Genomic DNA, 17,228 nt, shown 5'->3' on the forward strand with positions numbered 1-17,228 from the left:
TTCTTTGGAAATGAACCGAAAAAAAAAGGAACATTATTTTCTTTCCGAAGGAGGCGAAATGGGAAGTTTAATTCGTTCTGCAGATTGGAGCAAAACACCTTTGGGCGATCCTGAAAAATGGCCCCAAAGCTTAAAAACAATGACTGCAATGATGCTTGGCAATCCGTTTGGAATGTACATTGCGTGGGGAAAAAATTATACTCAGCTCTACAATGATGCTTTTAGACCTATTCTTGGAACTTCTAAACATCCAGAAGCTCTAGGCGGAAGTTCCCGAAATACATTTGCTGAAATTTGGGAAACTATTGGTCCAATGTTCGCCGATGTAATGCAGGGACAAGCCGTAAGTTTTCCTGATTTTAAAGTTTCATTGCATCGAAATGGTTATATAGAAGATTGTTTTTTTGATTTTTCATACAGTCCAATAAAAATTGAAGACGGATCTGTCGGCGGTATTTTAGTAACTGTTATTGAAACCACAGAAAAGAAAATTGTTGAAGATGCGCTAAAAGAAAGCAATGCACGATTTGTAAATAATATTATGCAAGCTCCTGTTGCAATGTGCATTTTTAGAGGTGAAAATCATGTTGTTGAAATTGCTAATGAACAAATGCTCCAGCTTTGGGAAACAAAAGCAGAAAATGTAATTAATAAGTCCATTTTTGAAGTTCTTCCTGAACTAAAGAAACAAGGTTTTGATGAAATTTTGCACAAGGTTTTTACAGATGGAAAAAAAATTACGACAGACGAACTTTTTGTCCAATTAAATCGAAATGGACAAACTGAAAATACTTATATCAATTTTGTTTACGAAGCTTTAAGAGAACCCGACGGAACTATTTCCGGCGTTGCTGCAATTGCTACAGAAGTTACTGCTCAAGTTTTGGCTCGCTCAAAAGTAGAAGAAAGTGAACAAAAAATAAGACAATTGGTTGAAAATGCTCCTTTTCCTATTGCCGTTTATGTTGGAAAAGAAATGCGCATTGAACTTGCCAATGACTCAATCATTAAAGTTTGGGGAAAAGGTCCTGACGTAATTGGAAAAACATACACTGAAATTCTTCCCGAATTAAAAGATGAGCCAATATTTAAACAAGTCGAAACCGTTTATGAAACTGGACAATCTTTTCATTCTAAAAATACCCGAATTGATCTTGTTGTTGATAATGTTTTAAAAACATCTTATTTCAATTACAGTTTTACGCCTTTGTACGATCTAAATGGTAAAATTTATGGTGTAATGAATACCGCCGTAGACATCACCGACTTGTATTTGGCCAAACAAAAAATTGAAGAAAGTGACAAACGTTTCCGTAATACAGTTAGACAGGCACCTGTTGGCATCACGATTCTTCGAGGGCCAGAATATATTGTCGAAATGGCTAATGAAGCTTATCTTAAACTAGTAGATCGAGAAGAAAAAACTTTTGTAGGAAGATCATTGTATGAATCATTGCCTGAAGTAAAAGAAACCGTTAGCGCTTTCTTAGATGGCGTTTTAAAAAATGGAATTCCTTTTCATGGAATTGAAGTTCCTGTTCCTTTAAACCGATACGGAAAAATTGAAACTTCCTATTTTGATTTTCTTTATCATCCATTAAAAGAAGAAAATGGTACAATCTCGGGAATTTTAGTAACCGTTACAGAAGTAAGCGAAAAAGTTGAAGCCAGAAAAAAAATTGAACTTAACGAAGAACGCTTAAGAATAGTAGTTGAAGCCAGCGAATTAGGAACTTGGGAATTGAATGTAAAAACGAGAATCCCGACTTACTCTCAACGATATCTTGAAATTATTGGCGGTTACACCGAAGATGTAATGCTGACGCATGAAGAATTATTAGCACATCTTCATCCCGACGATCTTCACATAAGAAATAAAGGTTTTAAGGAAGCATTAAGTTCAGGTTTTCTAAATTATGAAGTACGGGTAATTTGGAAAGACCAATCGATACATTGGATTGAAGGAAAAGGAAAAGTTTTTTATGATGAAAATCATCAGCCAGAAAAACTAATTGGAACGATTCGAGATATTACTGACGAAAAGAAATATCAGCAGAAAATTGAGGAAAGCGAAAAAAAACTGCGTAATCTTATTATGCAGTCGCCTGTTCCAATAGCTATTTTGCGTGGAAATGATTTTGTTATCGAAATGGCCAATTTTGTGCTTTTGGAGAATATTTGGAAAAAAGAAGAATCGGAAGTTCAAGGAAAAAAAATATTGGAATTATTTCCAGAATTGAATAAACAGAAATACGCTAAATTATTAAAAAAAGTTTACGAATCAGGAAAAGTATATTCTGAATCTGAATCTTTACTTTTTATTGATAATGAAAAAGGCGGAAATCAGTTTTATGTTGATTTTGAATTCGCACCTCTCCGCCAAGGCGATAATTCGATTTCAGGAATTAGAATAACACTTATTGACGTTACCGAAAAAGTCGAAGCCCGAAAAAAAATCGAAGAAAGTGAGAAAAGATTCCGTTCACTTACAGAAAGCATTCCGCAATTAATCTGGGAAACAGATGCCGAAGGAAATGCACTTTTCACTTCTGGCAAATGGCTAGAATATACAGGAATTGAACCTGGAATTGAAGGTTCGTGGCAGAAAATGATTCATCCTGACGATTTTGAAGAAAATGTCAAAATATGGCAGCACGCGCTTGCAACGGGCGAAATGTATCGCTGTGATGTGAGAATGCATAGAAAAGATGGTTCCTATAGATGGCACACCGTTATTGGCGAACCCGTTTTTGGCATCGACAATAAAATTATAAAATGGGTTGGCGCTTTTACCGATATTCATACAGAAAAAGCTTTTACACATGAACTTGAACAGCAAGTTACAGCTCGAACGAGAGAATTAATCCAGATGAATGAATCGCTTCGAAAAAGTGAAGAACGTTATCATTTAATGGTTGAAGAAGTTCAGGAATATGCCATTTTATATCTAAATGCCTATGGAATCATTGAAAATTGGAATGCTGGAGCCGAAAAAATAAAAGGCTATAAAGCTGAAGAAATTATTGGAAAATATTTTTCGATTTTCTACACCAAAGAAGATCAGCAAAAGAAACTGCCTGAAAAACTTTTACAGCTTGCAATCGAAAACGGAAAAGTGGTTCATGAAGGCTGGAGATCACGCAAAGATGGAAGTAAATTCTGGGCAAGTGTTGTAATTACTGCAATTCATAATAAGCAAAATGAAATTATCGGTTTCTCAAAAGTAACGCATGATTTAACGGAAAGAAAAAAAGCTGATGATAAATTAAAAATGAATGCACTCGAATTAGAACAGAAAAACAATGAACTCGAAGAAATGAACAAAGAACTTCAGTCTTTTGCCTACATCTCGAGTCATGATTTGCAAGAACCTCTTCGAAAAATTCAGACTTTTGCTTCGCAGATTATCGAAAAAGAATCTGAGAATTTATCTGAAAACGGAAAAGATAAATTTAAGCGAATGCAAAATGCAGCGCAACGAATGCAGACTTTAATTAATGATTTATTGGCTTATTCGAGAACAAATGCACATGAACGCACTTTTATTAAAACAGACCTCAGCGAGATTATCGAAGAAGTGAAAGAAGATTTAACGGAAGAATTAGAACAAAAAAATGCAATCATTGAAATTAAACAAACTTGCCAAGTTGATATTATTCCGTTTCAATTCAAGCAATTGCTGTATAATTTGATATCCAATTCATTGAAATTTTCAAATCCAGAAATTCCGATTGTAATTAAAATTCAAAGCAAAACTGCATTAGGCAAAGATTTAGAAAATGAAAAACTGATACCCGCCAAAAAATACTGTCACGTTAAAGTTTCAGATAACGGAATTGGTTTTGAAGCGCAATACAACAAAAAAATATTCGAAGTTTTTCAGCGCCTTCATGGTCGAGACCGCTACAACGGAACTGGAATTGGATTGGCAATTGTGAAAAAAATTGTAGAAAACCACAACGGAGTTATCACCGCATCAGGAATACAAAATGAAGGAGCAGCTTTTGATATTTATATTCCTGTCAGCTAAAATCTTCTTGATCTAATTTCATAAAAAAAAAACGGAAACAACTTTAATGTCGTTTCCGTTTTCCATTTCAATACGAATTGAAATTATCTCAAAACAAATTTTCTTATCTAGTATAAACTGTAATTACACCAGTTGTTTTGTCTTTTATTTTTAATTCTTTGTTGGTTAGATTCATGATATCACTTACTGAACTAACATTCCCAATTGTAATCGTTAAATCATTATGCGATCTTACATAAGTCCCTGTAGTTTCTGTCAAGGCGCAATCTGTACCGTCATAATCCCCAATAACTGCTGCATTACTCACTCTTAAATCTAAATAATCTCTGTTACAGCCACTTTCGTTTTCAATTGCATCAATTAAAACTTCTTGTCCATTTACAATTGTACCTGTTTTACTTAAATTGTATTTTCCTTGTATTGGAACTATTGTTTCCCCTTCGTTATCATCGTTACTGCAAGAAACTGCAAAAAAACCGATACTTAATAATCCTAATAATATTGCTTTATTTTTCATGGTAGATTTTTGTTTAAAAATTAATACTGCTAAATTAAAAGTATAATCCTACAGAAAATTCCATGATTTTAGGAATAATTTACATAAATCGCATTTTAACTTAAAATTAAGGGTTATAAAAACATTATTCGCAAGTTTTTCCTTTTAGGTATTTACCAACCATATAGCCCGTCATAGGACGAAGCGCTTTTTTACTCTCTGGATGCAAACCATTTCCGTTATCATTAAAGAAATCTATTCCATTTGCTGTTTTACAATACCAAACGATAGGATCGCCATTTGTTAGGAAACACGTTGTAGTATCGCAAGCTTTTATTTTTTTAAAGTCCAAAAGTTCTTTATCTAGCCGAATTATTTCATTAAAATTACCTCCAATCTCAGAAGAACAATCTACAATCTCATAATGATCTTCTGACCATTGCATGCACTGTTTGTTAAAAAAAGCGAAATAAATCACCAAACCTAAGCAAACAGCAAAAGCTGTAATGGCTATAAGCAATTTATTATCTCGTATAATTTCAGGTTTTGGTTTATCTTTTGTGACAACAGAAGTTACTGAAACAATTGGCATTGGCACTGATTCTGATTTCGGACTTTGAATCGTTTCTGATTCGTGACTTTGAATTTGCTCCTGTTCTTCAATTTTTAAATCTGTAAGTTTTTCGGTTTCTACCTCATCAATTAAATTATCAGAAAAGGCACCACCCTTAGAAAAATTTGTGTCTCTTAACTCTTCAATTAATTTCAAATCTTCTGGATCAATTTCTTTCCTAAACTTATTAAAAGGTCTTGGTTGAAAATCTACTAAAATTGCAGCCATATCTACAACTTCAATTTTATCTGGATCTGTTTCGCCTTTAAAAAATTTTTCTACTGGTCGAAATGGATTCGTTTCTTGCCTAAACTTATTTTTTGAATTAATATCAAAAGAAAGTCCAAGCAAAGAATTAAAGACTGTCAAGTCATTTGAATGCATCTCTTTATTCGTGAATTTCTCCCAACATAACTTATTGAGTTTTCCTCTTGTTGGAGCATTCAAGAAGAAAAAATCATCACCGTTTTTTACTTCTTCATATTTCTCTTTAACGGCTTTTTTATATAAATCTTCTAAAGTAATGTTACACATAGGCAATATTTTTTTTGGATTTTAAAGGACATCTAAGGACATATAGGGATTCATTAAAACTAAATCGGAAATCCCGGAATTCCATATCAATACAGCTCTAAACCCGATATAACTTTGCTTCAACAAAATTAGTTAGCGTTTTGATCTGCAGGTCAAAAACAAATGTACAAAACTAGTTAAGTCAACAAGTGTGGAAAACCGTAAAACAGAGTTTATGTGGGAAGTATAAATAATGTTTTATAGTTCTACACACTTCACTTCCCAAACAAAATTTGGTATTGCCATTCATTAACCAACCTGGAAAAATATTCCGGACAGCAATACCCATGTTCAACTTTTAAAATTTAAAAAAATGAAAACATTATATTTATGGGGAGCGTGTGCTCTGTTGTCAACTACATTATTTTCTTGCACTGCTGACGAATTCGAAACAGCTGCTGATAAAACTGAGGTAAAAAAAGAAGTTAGTCCTATAAAAGGCGCACAAGCTGAAGGACCAGATGATGATCCAGTTGTGGTACCGCCACCAAAAAAACCTTAATTTAAAAAACAGTAATATATAAATTATTATTATTTTCGGGGAAAGTAACTTTTATGCTACGATCCCCGTTTTTTTGTCTGCTAATGGTTCTCTTCTTCTTTTCTTGCAAAGAAAAAACAACTGTGTCTCCTAAAGTTAACCCTACCTTAGAGGAAGCTTATAAAATAAGAGATAAAGGTATTGCCGATTTTCAAAGCAAAAACTACAACAGTGCTTTTTACAATTTTAATAAATCTAAAATACTTTCTGAAACTATAAAAGACAGTTCTAATATTGTTTACAATTTAATTCAAATGGCTTCTGTCCAACAAATAAATGGAGATTTTTATGGAAGCAAAGAAACCTTAACAGAAGCACTGCCGTACATTAAAAAGAAAGGCATTTACACTGTTTCTATTAATAACTTTTTCGGAATTGCAGACAAAGAACTTTCGCTTTACAATGATGCAATCTACTATTATAAAGAAGCAATTAAAGATGCTGAAAATAATGTTTCTAAGTTCTCACCTTTAAATAATATCGCTGTTATTTATATTGAACAGAAAAAATATAAAGAAGCCATTCAAATTCTAGAATTAATTTTAAAAGAAAAACAAATTTCAAAACAAAGTAAAGCAAGGGTTTTAGACAATCTTGGTTTTGCTTATTTTAGAATTGGAAATAACGAAAAGGGACTTGCATTAATGAATGAAGGTTTGAAAATTAGAACAGCGTCTCAAGATTTATATGCAATTATTGGCAGTAACCTTCATTTGGCTCAATTTTACTCAAAAACTGATATTAAAAAATCAAATGAATATGCCGAAAAAGCATATGAGATAGCCACAAAACTTCATAGTATTGACGAACGTTTAAAAGCGTTATCCTTCTTAATCTCTAATGATTCTGATTCTCAAAATGCTTATGCCCAAAAATTCATTTTCTTAAATGATAGCATTATTAAAATTCGCAACAATTTCAAAAACAAGTTCGCTAAAATTAAATACGATTCGAAAAAAGAAAAAGCCGAAAATGAAAAACTTCGTTTAGAAAAAGCCGAAAATTTAGTTGCTCTTAAAGAAGCTGAAAACGAAAAAATCATCTTTATTGCCGCTTTCACCATTTTACTGTTTCTATTAGCTTATCTGAAAAAGCATTATGACAACAGAAACCGAATGGAGAAAATAAAAACAGCCTATGATACCGAAACCAGAATTGCAAAAGACATTCATGATGGTTTGGCAAATGATGTATTTCACGCTATTACTTATACTCAAACCCAGCCTTTAACCAACGAGAATAACAAAGAAAACTTATTAGAAAAATTGGATGATATTTATTTGCGAGTTCGAGGAATTTCTCGAGAAAACAATAATATCGATACTGGTACAAATTATCCCACTAATTTAAAAGAAATGCTTTCAACTTACAATAGCAGTCAAACAAACGTTATTATTAACGGTATTGATAAAGTAAATTGGGATTCGGTTGAGGATTTAAAAAAGATTGCCATCCAAAGAGTTTTACACGAATTAATGGTTAATATGAAAAAACACAGTGAAGCTTCTGTGGTATCCATAACATTTAATTCAAACTCCAATTCTCTATTTATTGACTATAGCGATATTGGTAAAGGCTGCGAAAAATCAAAAATTATAAAAAATGGTTTGCAAAATATGGAAAACCGTATTTTGGCTATAAACGGAACTATTACTTTTGACACTGAACCAAATAAAGGTTTCAAAGTAAAAATAACAATGCCTAAATAAAAGCCTATGTTTAAAAAAGTAATTATTGCCGAGGATTTTGAAGAATTCAATTTAGCCATAAAACAAACTTTGAATGATTTCGACATTGTCAATTTTCAGCACGCAAAATATTGTGACGATGCTTTTCTAAAAATAAGAAAAGCCATTCAGGATAATGAACCATATGATTTATTAATTAGCGATCTTTCATTTAAAAAAGACCATCGTGAAGTAAAAATTGGCAGCGGTGACGAACTAATTGAGAAAGTTCGTGAACTGCAGCCTAATATTAAAATCATTGCCTACTCTATTGAAGATAAAAATGTTCGTATAAAATCACTTTTCGAAAATTCTGAAATCAACGCCTTTGTTCTAAAAGGCCGAAATAGTATTGAAGATCTCAAAAAAGCGATTACACTGATTTCGAATTCAGATCAAAAATTTATTTCGCCCGAAATTGCTTCTGCTCTTCAAGAAAAAGGCAATTACGAAATTGACGATGTCGATATTAAAATTTTAAAGTATTTGTCTGCCGGAACTTCACAGGATGAAATCATCGAAATTTTTAAAACCAGCGATATTAAGCCAAACAGTAAAAGTGCAATGGAAAAAAGGTTATCAAAACTGAAAGACTTTTTCAAGGCAAACAATACTATTCATTTGGTTTCAATCACAAAAGATATGGGAATTATTTAAATTCTCATCGCATCATTTTCAAGCTCCTTCGGGGGCTTTTTTTATTTCCAAAATTTAAATTTTACGGATTACGGTTTTCCATAAAATACTGGTTTTGATTGGTTTTACTTTTGGAATTATTAATCAATTAAATCAAAAAAAAAAATGAAGAACCTCATCATTCACATCATTGCAACATTCATTACAATTCTACTATTTTCTTGTCAAAGAACTTTCCAGTCAGATACAGATTTAGCTTTAGCCGTAGATTCAGCAGCAATAGCTGTCGATTCAATTGCACCAACAATAACTAATAAATGGGAATATCATCAATCGACGGATAAAATGACATCAAAAGCAATCAAGTTTGCACAGATAATTTCTAATGAAAGCTTAGATCTAGAATTTCCATATGAAGGAACTAATTATGGTAGATTAACATTAAGAAAAAAGGATGGCTTGGATATATACTTAAGTATTGATAAAGGACAAATTAGTGGAGGATATGATAACAATTATATCTCAGTACGTTTTGATGAAGAGAAGCCTATCAAATTTAGCTATACTGAACCACAAGATGGAAGTAGTGACTTAATTTTTATTGATAATGAAGCAAAATTCTTATCAAAGCTGAAAAAATCAAAAAAAATACTTATTTCATTGCCTCTATATCAAGCCGGAAATCAAATACTAGAATTCAATACGGTAGATTTAAAATGGTAATTCTAAAAAAAGCAACCTATGAAAAAAATTATACTTCTTCTTATTATAATTATAATCTTTGGCTGTTCAACCAATAGCGAACTATATAAAGAAACAGATTCATTTGTACGATCTCTACAAACAGAATATGAAAGCTATGGATTTTCTCCTGAAAAATATTCAAAGACAACTAGTGACGGCTTATATACCATTTCTCCGATTGGTCGTTTGATAAATGTGAAAATACAAAAAATTGTAAGTTCAGAAGAATATGAAGAATTAAAGAAAGATCTCGAGAACCATTACCAAGGCGATTCAAGAGTTAATAGTGTATACATTTGCCAAGCAGGCACTATCATGATTGATTGTAGAAACTAAAATATTCAGCAAAATTTATTTTAATAAAAACCAAATATGTTTTAAAGAGGAACTTCATTGTCCTCTTTTTTCCGTTTAAAAAACTTCCTCTTTTTAAAATTCTGTTTCATTACGGATTTCCATAAAATACTGATTTTGATTGGTTTTACTTTTGAATTATTAATTTAAATTCTAAACCTATGGAAATGAATATTCAACTAAAATCGTTAGCCGATAAAATAAATCAGCTGAAAAGTAAAATTGAAACAGAAGAATCTACTAAGCATGCTTTTGTTTTACCTTTTATACATATTTTGGGATACGATGCATTTAACCCGCTTGAAGTAGTTCCTGAATTTACCGCAGATCTTGGATTAAAGAAAGGTGAAAAAGTAGATTATGCTATTTTTCAAAATGGAGAACCTATTATAATTGTGGAATGCAAAAGCTGGAAAGAAAAACTTACGGTTCATAATTCTCAATTATTCCGTTACTTTCACGTCACAAAAACCCGATTTGCTCTTTTAACAAATGGAATAAATTATCAATTCTTTACCGATTTAGATGATCAAAATAAAATGGATGAAAAGCCTTTTTTGGAATTTGATATTTGTAATCTGAAAGAAAATACAATAAACGAAATTGCGAAATTCCACAAAGCAAATTTTGACGTTGACAATATTGTAAGCAATGCCAGTTCTCTAAAATACATTAAAGAAATTAAGAAACTTATAAATGCTGAATTAGAGAATCCTTCGAACGATTTTACAAAGCTATTTGCAAGTAAAATATATACGGGAAGATTAACTGAAAAAGTTGTGGATGAATTTAAAGATTTGGTTCAAAAATCAGTTAGTCAATTTATTAATGACAAAATTAATGATCGTTTGAATGCCGCTTTAAGCAAAGAAACTATTAAGCAACAAGATGAAGAAATTGCTTCTGTTGAAGATGACAGCAAAGTTGTAACAACCGAAGAAGAATTAGATGGTTATCGTATTGTAGTTGCCATTTTACGCCGAAAATTGCCAATTAGCAGAATAGTATATCGTGATACACAGTCTTATTTCGGAATATTATTAGACGATAATAATCGTAAACCTCTATGCAGACTTCACTTAAATGGCGGAAAAAAATATATAAGTCTTTTCAATAATAACAAAAGCGAAGCTAAAATCGCAATATCTTCAATTGATGACATTTATCAATATGAAAAAGAATTATTAGAAACAGCAGCTCTTTATGAAACAGAATTAAATCCCGTATAAGTACTCCCTTTAAAGAATTTAATTCTAATTAGATTTATCGCAACAAAAAAGCTTTTAACTCTAACTAAAACCACATCGCCTATGCAAAAAAACTACCTCATCTTACTTTTACTATTCTTTTTATTTTCCTGTAAAAAAGCCAGCGCTCCGCCTCCATTACCGCAAGTAAATTCATTTTACAAACCCGTAATTCAGGCAGATGATCGAAAAACTATTACGCCAGAAGAAGCCAAAACATATCATGTAAATACGACTTACAAATATGAATATCGAACTGGACATCCCGGTAATTACGAATACAATTATGATGTAAAAGGAATAAACATCAAAGGCGATTCGGTTTTTGGCAATATCAATACACAAGGAAAATATGGAGCTGGAATTTTAAAAACCGACAGTATTCCCGAACTCGAAATCAATACTGAATGGGTTTCGAACGGAAAACTAAAAGCTCTTGACAAAAATGGAAATGAATATCAGCTAATCGTTAAATAAAATTTTTTCATGAAATATATTTTACCTCTACTTTTTATTTTTTTAACTTCTTTCAGTCCGCCAGAAACCAATGTCTATATCTGCGGGTCAAAAGGCGCAAAGAAATATCATTACAATGAAAATTGTCGAGGTTTAAGTTCTTGCAGTCACGGAGTTGTAAAAACATCTCTTAAAGAAGCTCAAAGCTATGGTTTGACACTTTGCGGATGGGAAGATTAAATATCTTCCCATTTTTAATATTTAATCATTTGATAATAATCACTTTACAATAATTTCACATTAGTTTTCTTAATTTGATATAAAACTAATCGTCATGAAATTATTTAATCTAAATTTTCTAGTTTCTTTCAAAGAATGGCTTTTTCTAAGAGCTATGCAATCTTCTTTCCTACATTAATAAATAGTTTAAAAATAAAGGAAAGTACATTGAATGAATAAAACTGAAAGCTCATTTCTGAACAAAAACCAATTTGGTGAAGATTTCTTGTGGGGTGTTTCAACCGCTGCTTTCCAAATTGAAGGTGCGCATGATTCAGACGGAAAAGGTTCTTCTATTTGGGATGTTTTTACTTCTCAAAAAGGAAAAATAAAAAACGGTCATCATGCCATAACTGCCTGCGATTTCTACAACTCATATCAGGACGATATTAATCTAATTCGTGAATTGAATATTCCGAATTTTAGATTTTCCATCAGCTGGCCTAGAATTATGCCAACTGGTATTCATCCTATAAATCAAGCGGGAATAGATTATTACAACAAAATTATAGATTCTTTGCTTGCTTCTGGAATCGAACCCTGGATTACTCTTTATCATTGGGATTTGCCGCACGAACTGGAATTAAAAGGCGGATGGACAAGCCGCGAATCGGTTTCTTGGTTTAAAGAATATGTCGAAGTTTGTGTACAGTATTTTGGCGATCGCGTAAAAAACTGGATGGTAATCAATGAACCCTCTGTTTTTACGGGAGCTGGTTATTTTTTAGGCATTCACGCACCTGGCAAAAAAGGAATTACCAATTACCTTAAAGCCATGCACCACGTTACTTTAGCAACTGCAGCAGGCGCCAAAATAATTCGAAATCGGATTCCTCAAGCCAATATTGGTACAACATTTTCATGTACACATATAGAACCTGCAACTGAAAGCCAGAAAGATATTGAAGCCGCAAAACGTGTCGATACTTTACTAAATAGAACTTTTATTGAACCTATTTTAGGATTAGGTTATCCTCAGCAAGATCTTCCGGTTCTTAAAAAGCTTAATTCTTACATTTTAGAGGACGATTTAAACAATCTTAATTTCGATTTCGATTTCATTGGTTTACAATGTTATACAAGAGAAATTGTGAAATCTGCAATGCTCATTCCGTATATTGGTGCCGAATTGGTAAGCGCCGAAAAAAGAAATGTAATTTCAACCGAAATGGGTTGGGAAGTTTATCCGCCTGCGCTCTATCATGTTCTAAAAAAATTTAATGAGTACGAAGGAATTCGGAAAATCATTATTACCGAAAACGGGGCCGCTTTTCCAGATACGGTTACAAATGGAAAAGTTTACGATATAAAGCGAACGCATTATATTCAAGATCATTTGGAACAGATTTTAAAAGCCAAAAACGATGGATTAAACGTTGAAGGTTATTTTGTCTGGAGCCTAACCGATAACTTTGAATGGGCCGAAGGTTACAACGCAAGATTTGGCTTAATTCACGTTGATTTTGAAACACAGAAAAGAACCATTAAAAATTCTGGATTATGGTTTAAAGATTTTCTATCTTAATAAAACTTATTATTTTAAACACAAAGTTCACAAAGCTTTCTCTATAGCTTTGCGAACTTTGCGTTTATAAAACAGTCTTACTGAAATCTAAATTTGTAATTCTGTTTTAAGATTCCAACATGGATTTTACCATTACTTTTTAAGTGAGTTGTCACCATAATATATTTTTCTTCCGGATATTTTATATCATAACTAAAAGTCGTGTCTTTTGCCTTAATCTGAAGCAGATGCTTTCCTTCATCAGATATTGAAAGATCTATTGTTTCATAAGTTGGCAATTCTTCTGTAGCATTTAAGTTAATATCTTGAACTTTTGTTTTATCCAGAAATACTTCCAGTTTCAACTTATCAAGTCTCATATCTGTTGGCTGTTCAAAAGAAGCAACATATTTTTTACAACCGAAGGTGCATAAAATGATTAAAAGTAATAGAAGCTTTTTCATAAAAGAAGTTTTAAGACAAGTAGTTATTAGAAAATCAAAAATCTATTTATTGTTCGATAAATATAAATAATTTTATTACAATTCGGCTGTTTCGAACGTTCGTTTTGTACTTCAAAATTTAGCTATTATGAGTAGGGAAATTTTTTAAAAAAAGGTCAAAAAAAAGACTAAAAAATTCATTAATTTATTGATTTTTAGTAGGTTTTACGGATTTTTTTTCTTATCTTTATTATCTAAATAACAGTAAATATATGCCGAAAAACGAACTTTTTAAATGCCAAAATTACTCTCCAAAAAATTATTCTTTTAATCTCTTCCAGCATTTTATTTTTGAAAATGCAATCCAAAACCATTTAGAATTTATTTCTATTCTTTTTTCTTCACCAAGTTTAAACACGCAGAAGACAAAAGCACAACTGCACCAACTGCAACCGTAATTATTTTTTCGGGCTGTATTTTCTGAGCTATTTTTTTAGAAAATTCACCAGCCAAATCAAATAAAAGATTTCCTTTTTTAGGAACTTCTTTTGACTCTTCATTTTCATTTTCCACAAAACTCTTAAATTCTATGCTTTCATGTCTGACTTCAACACTTGGCTTCACGTCTGCCTTACTTTCAAGCTGTTTTGCTTCAACAATTCTATATTTTTTATCGAAATTTTTAAAAGGCCTCGGCTGAAAATCGACCATAATTGCCGCAAGATTTATCGCGTCAATATTGTGTGGATCAGTTTCGTTTTTGAAGAAAGTTTCAATCGGTCTGAATTTATCTTTTTGCTCCTTAAACTTATTTTTTTTTGTATGGTCAAAATCTAAGCAAAATAAATTTCTAAAAACATTCAAATCGTCTTGAGTTGGCTCATTTTCAAAAATAAGCCAGCACAAATCGCGAAGTTTTCCGCGAGAGGGACTGTATAAATAATCAAAGTATTGTCCTTCTTTTTCTATCTCGTATTTAATCTTAATCGCCTTTTTATATTCTTCTAATGTATTAATCATTTTGCCTTTTTTAAGAACTTCATTTGACCCTTTATTTTCATTTTTCACCGAAACAATTTTTTTCTATGCCTTTATCTTTGACTTCTGCTATTAGATCCTTATCAGCATTTCAATTTTTGTTCCAAATCTATATTATTTATATATTTTTTTTTAATGGTTAGCAACCAACTTTTGTCGGACTTATTGCATCTATTTATAATAGAGATTTATTTAGAATTAAATAACATTTAATAAAAAAGTTAGGCCTTTCCTGATTTGTTGTATTGGGAATTCTCGGGAATTCATGGGAATCTTAGGAAAATGCAGGAATTCCGGGAATCCCTTATCAACAGTGCTCTAAAAGCGCCTTTACTTTGCATAAGAAATTAGTACCAGTTTTGTCTGCAGACTAAAACAAAAATAAAAAACTAGTTCTAATTATCATTGTGGAAAACCGTAAGACCGAGTTTATTCGGGAAGTATAAATTACGTCTTACAGTTCTACACACGACTTCCCCAAAAATCAATTTTGGTATCGCAATTCCAAGATCTGGATAATTCCCGGACAGCAATACCTATGTCTAATTTCTAAATTAAATTAAAATGAAAAAACTAATACTTTTTATCGCTTTTGCGTTAATATTCACGATATTTTCTTGTACTCCTGATGAGTACGAGACACAACCAGTCAAAAAAATTGAAAAGCTTAAAAAGCCTTTACAAGCTGGTGATCCAGATCCTGACGGGCCTGGTGATGGAAAAGGTGGAACACCTCCACCAAAAACTCCATAATAAATATATATTTTTAGTATCTAATTTATTACTATTTTCGGGGAAAGTAAATTTATATGTTACGGTCCCCGTTTTTTTATTTTATTATACTTCTTTTTCTTTTTTCCTGTCAAGAAAAAAAGACAATTAATCCTAATATAAAACCTTTACAAAAAGAAGCTCTTCGTATAAGAAATCAAGGGATTGAAAATTACGATAAACAAAACTTCAATACCGCTTTTTACAATTTTAATAAGTCTAAGCAACTTTATGAGACTTTAAAAGACAGCGCCAACATAGGATACTTACTTATTCAAATGGCAAACATTCAGCAAGTCAATGGAGATTACTACGGTAGTAAAGAAACAGTAACTGAAGCATTATTATATGTTGAAAAAAATAGTATTTATACTGCTATTATAAATAATATATTAGGTATTGCCGACAAAGAACTTTCTCTATATGATGATGCCATAATTTACTATAAAAAATCAGCCGATGATTATGTAGATCCTATTGAAAAACAAATCCCTCTAAGTAATATTGCTGCAATGTATATTCAGCAAAAAAAATATGACGATGCAATTATTATTTTAGAATCTCTTTTAAATAATAAAAAAATACAAAAACGAACTCCAGAATACACCAAAGCTTCATTTCTAGATAATTTAGGTTATGCTTATTTTAAAAAAGGGGTTGAAGAAAAAGGGCTTAATTTAATGAATGAAGGTCTTCAGATAAGAAATAGAATTAAGGATACATACGGAAGTATCGAGAGCTATCTGCACCTTGCTGATTATTATGCTAAAATAGATATTCAAAAATCAGATGAGAATGCTCTTACTGCTTATAATATAGCTACAAAATTAAATAGTGTTGATGAAAGATTAGAAGCGCTTCAAATTTTGATTTCGAATAACCACAGTGCTCAGTACACAAAATATGTGCGAAAGTATTTTACATTAAATGATAGTATAATAAAAGTTCGAAATAACTTTAAAAATAAGTTTGCTAAGATTAAATACGACTCTAAAAAAGAAAAAGACGAAAACGAAAAACTTCGTTTGGAAAAAGCAGAAAACCTTTTATCCTTACAAAAGGCAAAATATATGCGAATTGTATTTGTAATTGTTTTTATCTTTTTAGTGATTTTAATAGCAATTTTAATCCGTTATTATAAAAATAAAAACAAGGCAATCGAATTCAAAAGCTCTTACGATACCGAAACCCGAATTGCTAAAAAAATACACGATGAACTTGCCAATGATGTTTTTCAAGTAATTGCTTTTGCCGAATCACAGCCATTAGCTGTAGAAAATACTAAAGAAAATCTGCTCCAGAAATTGGATGATATTTACGGCCGTGTGAGAGGAATTTCTAAAGAAAATAATAAAGTAGAAGTTGGAACAGGTTTTATTAAAAGCATAAAAGAAATGCTTTCGGCTTATAATACCAACGAAAGAAATATTATGAGCACTAATTTAGAAAGTGTAAACTGGGAAACGATTGATGAGATAAAAAAGATCACTATTGGACGAGTTTTACAGGAATTAATGGTGAATATGAAAAAGCATAGTAAGGCCAGTCTTGTTATAATAAAATTTGAAAGCGACCCAAAATCAATCTTCATAAACTACACGGATAACGGAATTGGTTGCGAAAAAGCAACTATTGCAAAAAATGGTCTTCAAAACATGGAAAGCCGTATCGAGACAGTCAAAGGAACTATAGAATTTGATACTGAACCAGACAAAGGTTTTAAAGCTAAAATTGTAATCCCAAAATAAACAAAAGTCTTTTTCTTCAAATTTTTAG

16 protein-coding genes are annotated in these 17,228 nt (G+C 31.6%); 12 read left to right on the top strand and 4 right to left on the bottom strand.

Annotation, left to right across the window (positions count from 1 at the left end; genetic code table 11):
- Window positions 1–10: 10 nt before the first annotated feature.
- Window positions 11–4,030 (top strand): PAS domain S-box protein, encoded by a 4,020-nt coding sequence (locus tag OD917_RS01730; RefSeq protein ID WP_263521820.1) that lies wholly within the window; start codon window positions 11–13, stop codon window positions 4,028–4,030.
- Between the two features lie 103 nt (window positions 4,031–4,133).
- On the opposite strand, the gene OD917_RS01735 is transcribed toward OD917_RS01730, so the two are convergent.
- Both OD917_RS01735 and OD917_RS01740 read right to left on the bottom strand, forming a co-directional pair.
- Window positions 4,134–4,547, bottom strand: a complete 414-nt coding sequence (locus tag OD917_RS01735) for a lipocalin family protein (protein ID WP_263521821.1) — start codon at window positions 4,545–4,547, stop codon at window positions 4,134–4,136.
- A 124-nt stretch (window positions 4,548–4,671) separates the two neighbouring features.
- Window positions 4,672–5,673 (bottom strand): hypothetical protein, encoded by a 1,002-nt coding sequence (locus tag OD917_RS01740; RefSeq protein ID WP_263521822.1) that lies wholly within the window; start codon window positions 5,671–5,673, stop codon window positions 4,672–4,674.
- 352 nt (window positions 5,674–6,025) lie between these two features.
- On the opposite strand from OD917_RS01740, the gene OD917_RS01745 reads away from it, so the two are divergent.
- From OD917_RS01745 to OD917_RS01785, 9 genes are all read left to right on the top strand, one after another.
- The gene (locus OD917_RS01745) at window positions 6,026–6,214 is read left to right on the top strand and encodes a hypothetical protein (protein WP_263521823.1); all 189 of its coding nucleotides are present in this window, start codon (window positions 6,026–6,028) and stop codon (window positions 6,212–6,214) included.
- A gap of 122 nt (window positions 6,215–6,336) precedes the next feature.
- Window positions 6,337–7,962 carry a tetratricopeptide repeat protein gene (locus OD917_RS01750; protein WP_318013841.1) on the top strand — a complete coding sequence of 542 codons (1,626 nt, stop codon included), beginning with the start codon at window positions 6,337–6,339 and terminating at the stop codon, window positions 7,960–7,962.
- 6 nt (window positions 7,963–7,968) lie between these two features.
- The gene (locus OD917_RS01755) at window positions 7,969–8,637 is read left to right on the top strand and encodes a response regulator (protein ID WP_263521825.1); all 669 of its coding nucleotides are present in this window, start codon (window positions 7,969–7,971) and stop codon (window positions 8,635–8,637) included.
- A 144-nt stretch (window positions 8,638–8,781) separates the two neighbouring features.
- Complete coding sequence (locus OD917_RS01760) at window positions 8,782–9,339, top strand: hypothetical protein (RefSeq protein WP_263521826.1); 558 nt, start codon at window positions 8,782–8,784, stop codon at window positions 9,337–9,339.
- An 18-nt stretch (window positions 9,340–9,357) separates the two neighbouring features.
- Window positions 9,358–9,696 (top strand): hypothetical protein, encoded by a 339-nt coding sequence (locus tag OD917_RS01765; RefSeq protein ID WP_263521827.1) that lies wholly within the window; start codon window positions 9,358–9,360, stop codon window positions 9,694–9,696.
- A gap of 179 nt (window positions 9,697–9,875) precedes the next feature.
- Window positions 9,876–10,943 carry a type I restriction endonuclease gene (locus OD917_RS01770; RefSeq protein WP_263521828.1) on the top strand — a complete coding sequence of 356 codons (1,068 nt, stop codon included), beginning with the start codon at window positions 9,876–9,878 and terminating at the stop codon, window positions 10,941–10,943.
- Window positions 10,944–11,024: 81 nt separating this feature from the next.
- Entirely contained in the window at window positions 11,025–11,438 is a 414-nt protein-coding gene (locus tag OD917_RS01775; protein ID WP_263521829.1) for a hypothetical protein, read from the top strand.
- 9 nt (window positions 11,439–11,447) lie between these two features.
- Window positions 11,448–11,657 (top strand): hypothetical protein, encoded by a 210-nt coding sequence (locus OD917_RS01780; RefSeq protein ID WP_263521830.1) that lies wholly within the window; start codon window positions 11,448–11,450, stop codon window positions 11,655–11,657.
- Window positions 11,658–11,868: 211 nt separating this feature from the next.
- On the top strand, window positions 11,869–13,221 hold the full coding sequence (locus OD917_RS01785) for a GH1 family beta-glucosidase (protein ID WP_263521831.1): 1,353 nt from the start codon (window positions 11,869–11,871) through the stop codon (window positions 13,219–13,221).
- A gap of 77 nt (window positions 13,222–13,298) precedes the next feature.
- Here the strand turns inward: OD917_RS01785 and OD917_RS01790 are convergent, their stop codons facing one another.
- Both OD917_RS01790 and OD917_RS01795 read right to left on the bottom strand, forming a co-directional pair.
- Window positions 13,299–13,664: a hypothetical protein gene (locus OD917_RS01790; protein WP_263521832.1), complete on the bottom strand. Its 366-nt coding sequence runs from the start codon at window positions 13,662–13,664 to the stop codon at window positions 13,299–13,301.
- Window positions 13,665–14,030: 366 nt separating this feature from the next.
- A complete protein-coding gene (locus OD917_RS01795) occupies window positions 14,031–14,663 on the bottom strand; it encodes a hypothetical protein (protein ID WP_263521833.1) in 633 nt (210 codons plus the stop codon).
- Window positions 14,664–15,245: 582 nt separating this feature from the next.
- Between OD917_RS01795 and OD917_RS01800 the strand changes: the two genes are divergently transcribed.
- Entirely contained in the window at window positions 15,246–15,434 is a 189-nt protein-coding gene (locus tag OD917_RS01800; RefSeq protein WP_263521834.1) for a hypothetical protein, read from the top strand.
- A gap of 296 nt (window positions 15,435–15,730) precedes the next feature.
- Complete coding sequence (locus OD917_RS01805) at window positions 15,731–17,200, top strand: ATP-binding protein (RefSeq protein WP_318013842.1); 1,470 nt, start codon at window positions 15,731–15,733, stop codon at window positions 17,198–17,200.
- Window positions 17,201–17,228 lie beyond the last annotated feature (28 nt).

It is taken from the genome of Flavobacterium sp. SH_e, from assembly GCF_025717045.1.
Classification (GTDB): Bacteria; Bacteroidota; Bacteroidia; order Flavobacteriales; family Flavobacteriaceae; genus Flavobacterium.

Excerpts from the sequence above, each read along its gene's own strand:
- OD917_RS01755 (WP_263521825.1), top strand. The coding sequence starts at position 7,969 with ATGTTTAAAAAAGTAATTATTGCCGAGGATTTTGAAGAATTCAATTTA.
- OD917_RS01800 (WP_263521834.1), top strand. The coding sequence starts at position 15,246 with ATGAAAAAACTAATACTTTTTATCGCTTTTGCGTTAATATTCACGATA.
- OD917_RS01740 (WP_263521822.1), bottom strand. The coding sequence starts at position 5,673 with ATGTGTAACATTACTTTAGAAGATTTATATAAAAAAGCCGTTAAAGAG.
- OD917_RS01770 (WP_263521828.1), top strand. The coding sequence starts at position 9,876 with ATGGAAATGAATATTCAACTAAAATCGTTAGCCGATAAAATAAATCAG.
- OD917_RS01795 (WP_263521833.1), bottom strand. The coding sequence starts at position 14,663 with ATGATTAATACATTAGAAGAATATAAAAAGGCGATTAAGATTAAATAC.
- OD917_RS01765 (WP_263521827.1), top strand. The coding sequence starts at position 9,358 with ATGAAAAAAATTATACTTCTTCTTATTATAATTATAATCTTTGGCTGT.
- OD917_RS01775 (WP_263521829.1), top strand. The coding sequence starts at position 11,025 with ATGCAAAAAAACTACCTCATCTTACTTTTACTATTCTTTTTATTTTCC.
- OD917_RS01735 (WP_263521821.1), bottom strand. The coding sequence starts at position 4,547 with ATGAAAAATAAAGCAATATTATTAGGATTATTAAGTATCGGTTTTTTT.
- OD917_RS01745 (WP_263521823.1), top strand. The coding sequence starts at position 6,026 with ATGAAAACATTATATTTATGGGGAGCGTGTGCTCTGTTGTCAACTACA.
- OD917_RS01785 (WP_263521831.1), top strand. The coding sequence starts at position 11,869 with ATGAATAAAACTGAAAGCTCATTTCTGAACAAAAACCAATTTGGTGAA.
- OD917_RS01760 (WP_263521826.1), top strand. The coding sequence starts at position 8,782 with ATGAAGAACCTCATCATTCACATCATTGCAACATTCATTACAATTCTA.
- OD917_RS01730 (WP_263521820.1), top strand. The coding sequence starts at position 11 with ATGAACCGAAAAAAAAAGGAACATTATTTTCTTTCCGAAGGAGGCGAA.
- OD917_RS01790 (WP_263521832.1), bottom strand. The coding sequence starts at position 13,664 with ATGAAAAAGCTTCTATTACTTTTAATCATTTTATGCACCTTCGGTTGT.
- OD917_RS01780 (WP_263521830.1), top strand. The coding sequence starts at position 11,448 with ATGAAATATATTTTACCTCTACTTTTTATTTTTTTAACTTCTTTCAGT.
- OD917_RS01805 (WP_318013842.1), top strand. The coding sequence starts at position 15,731 with ATGGCAAACATTCAGCAAGTCAATGGAGATTACTACGGTAGTAAAGAA.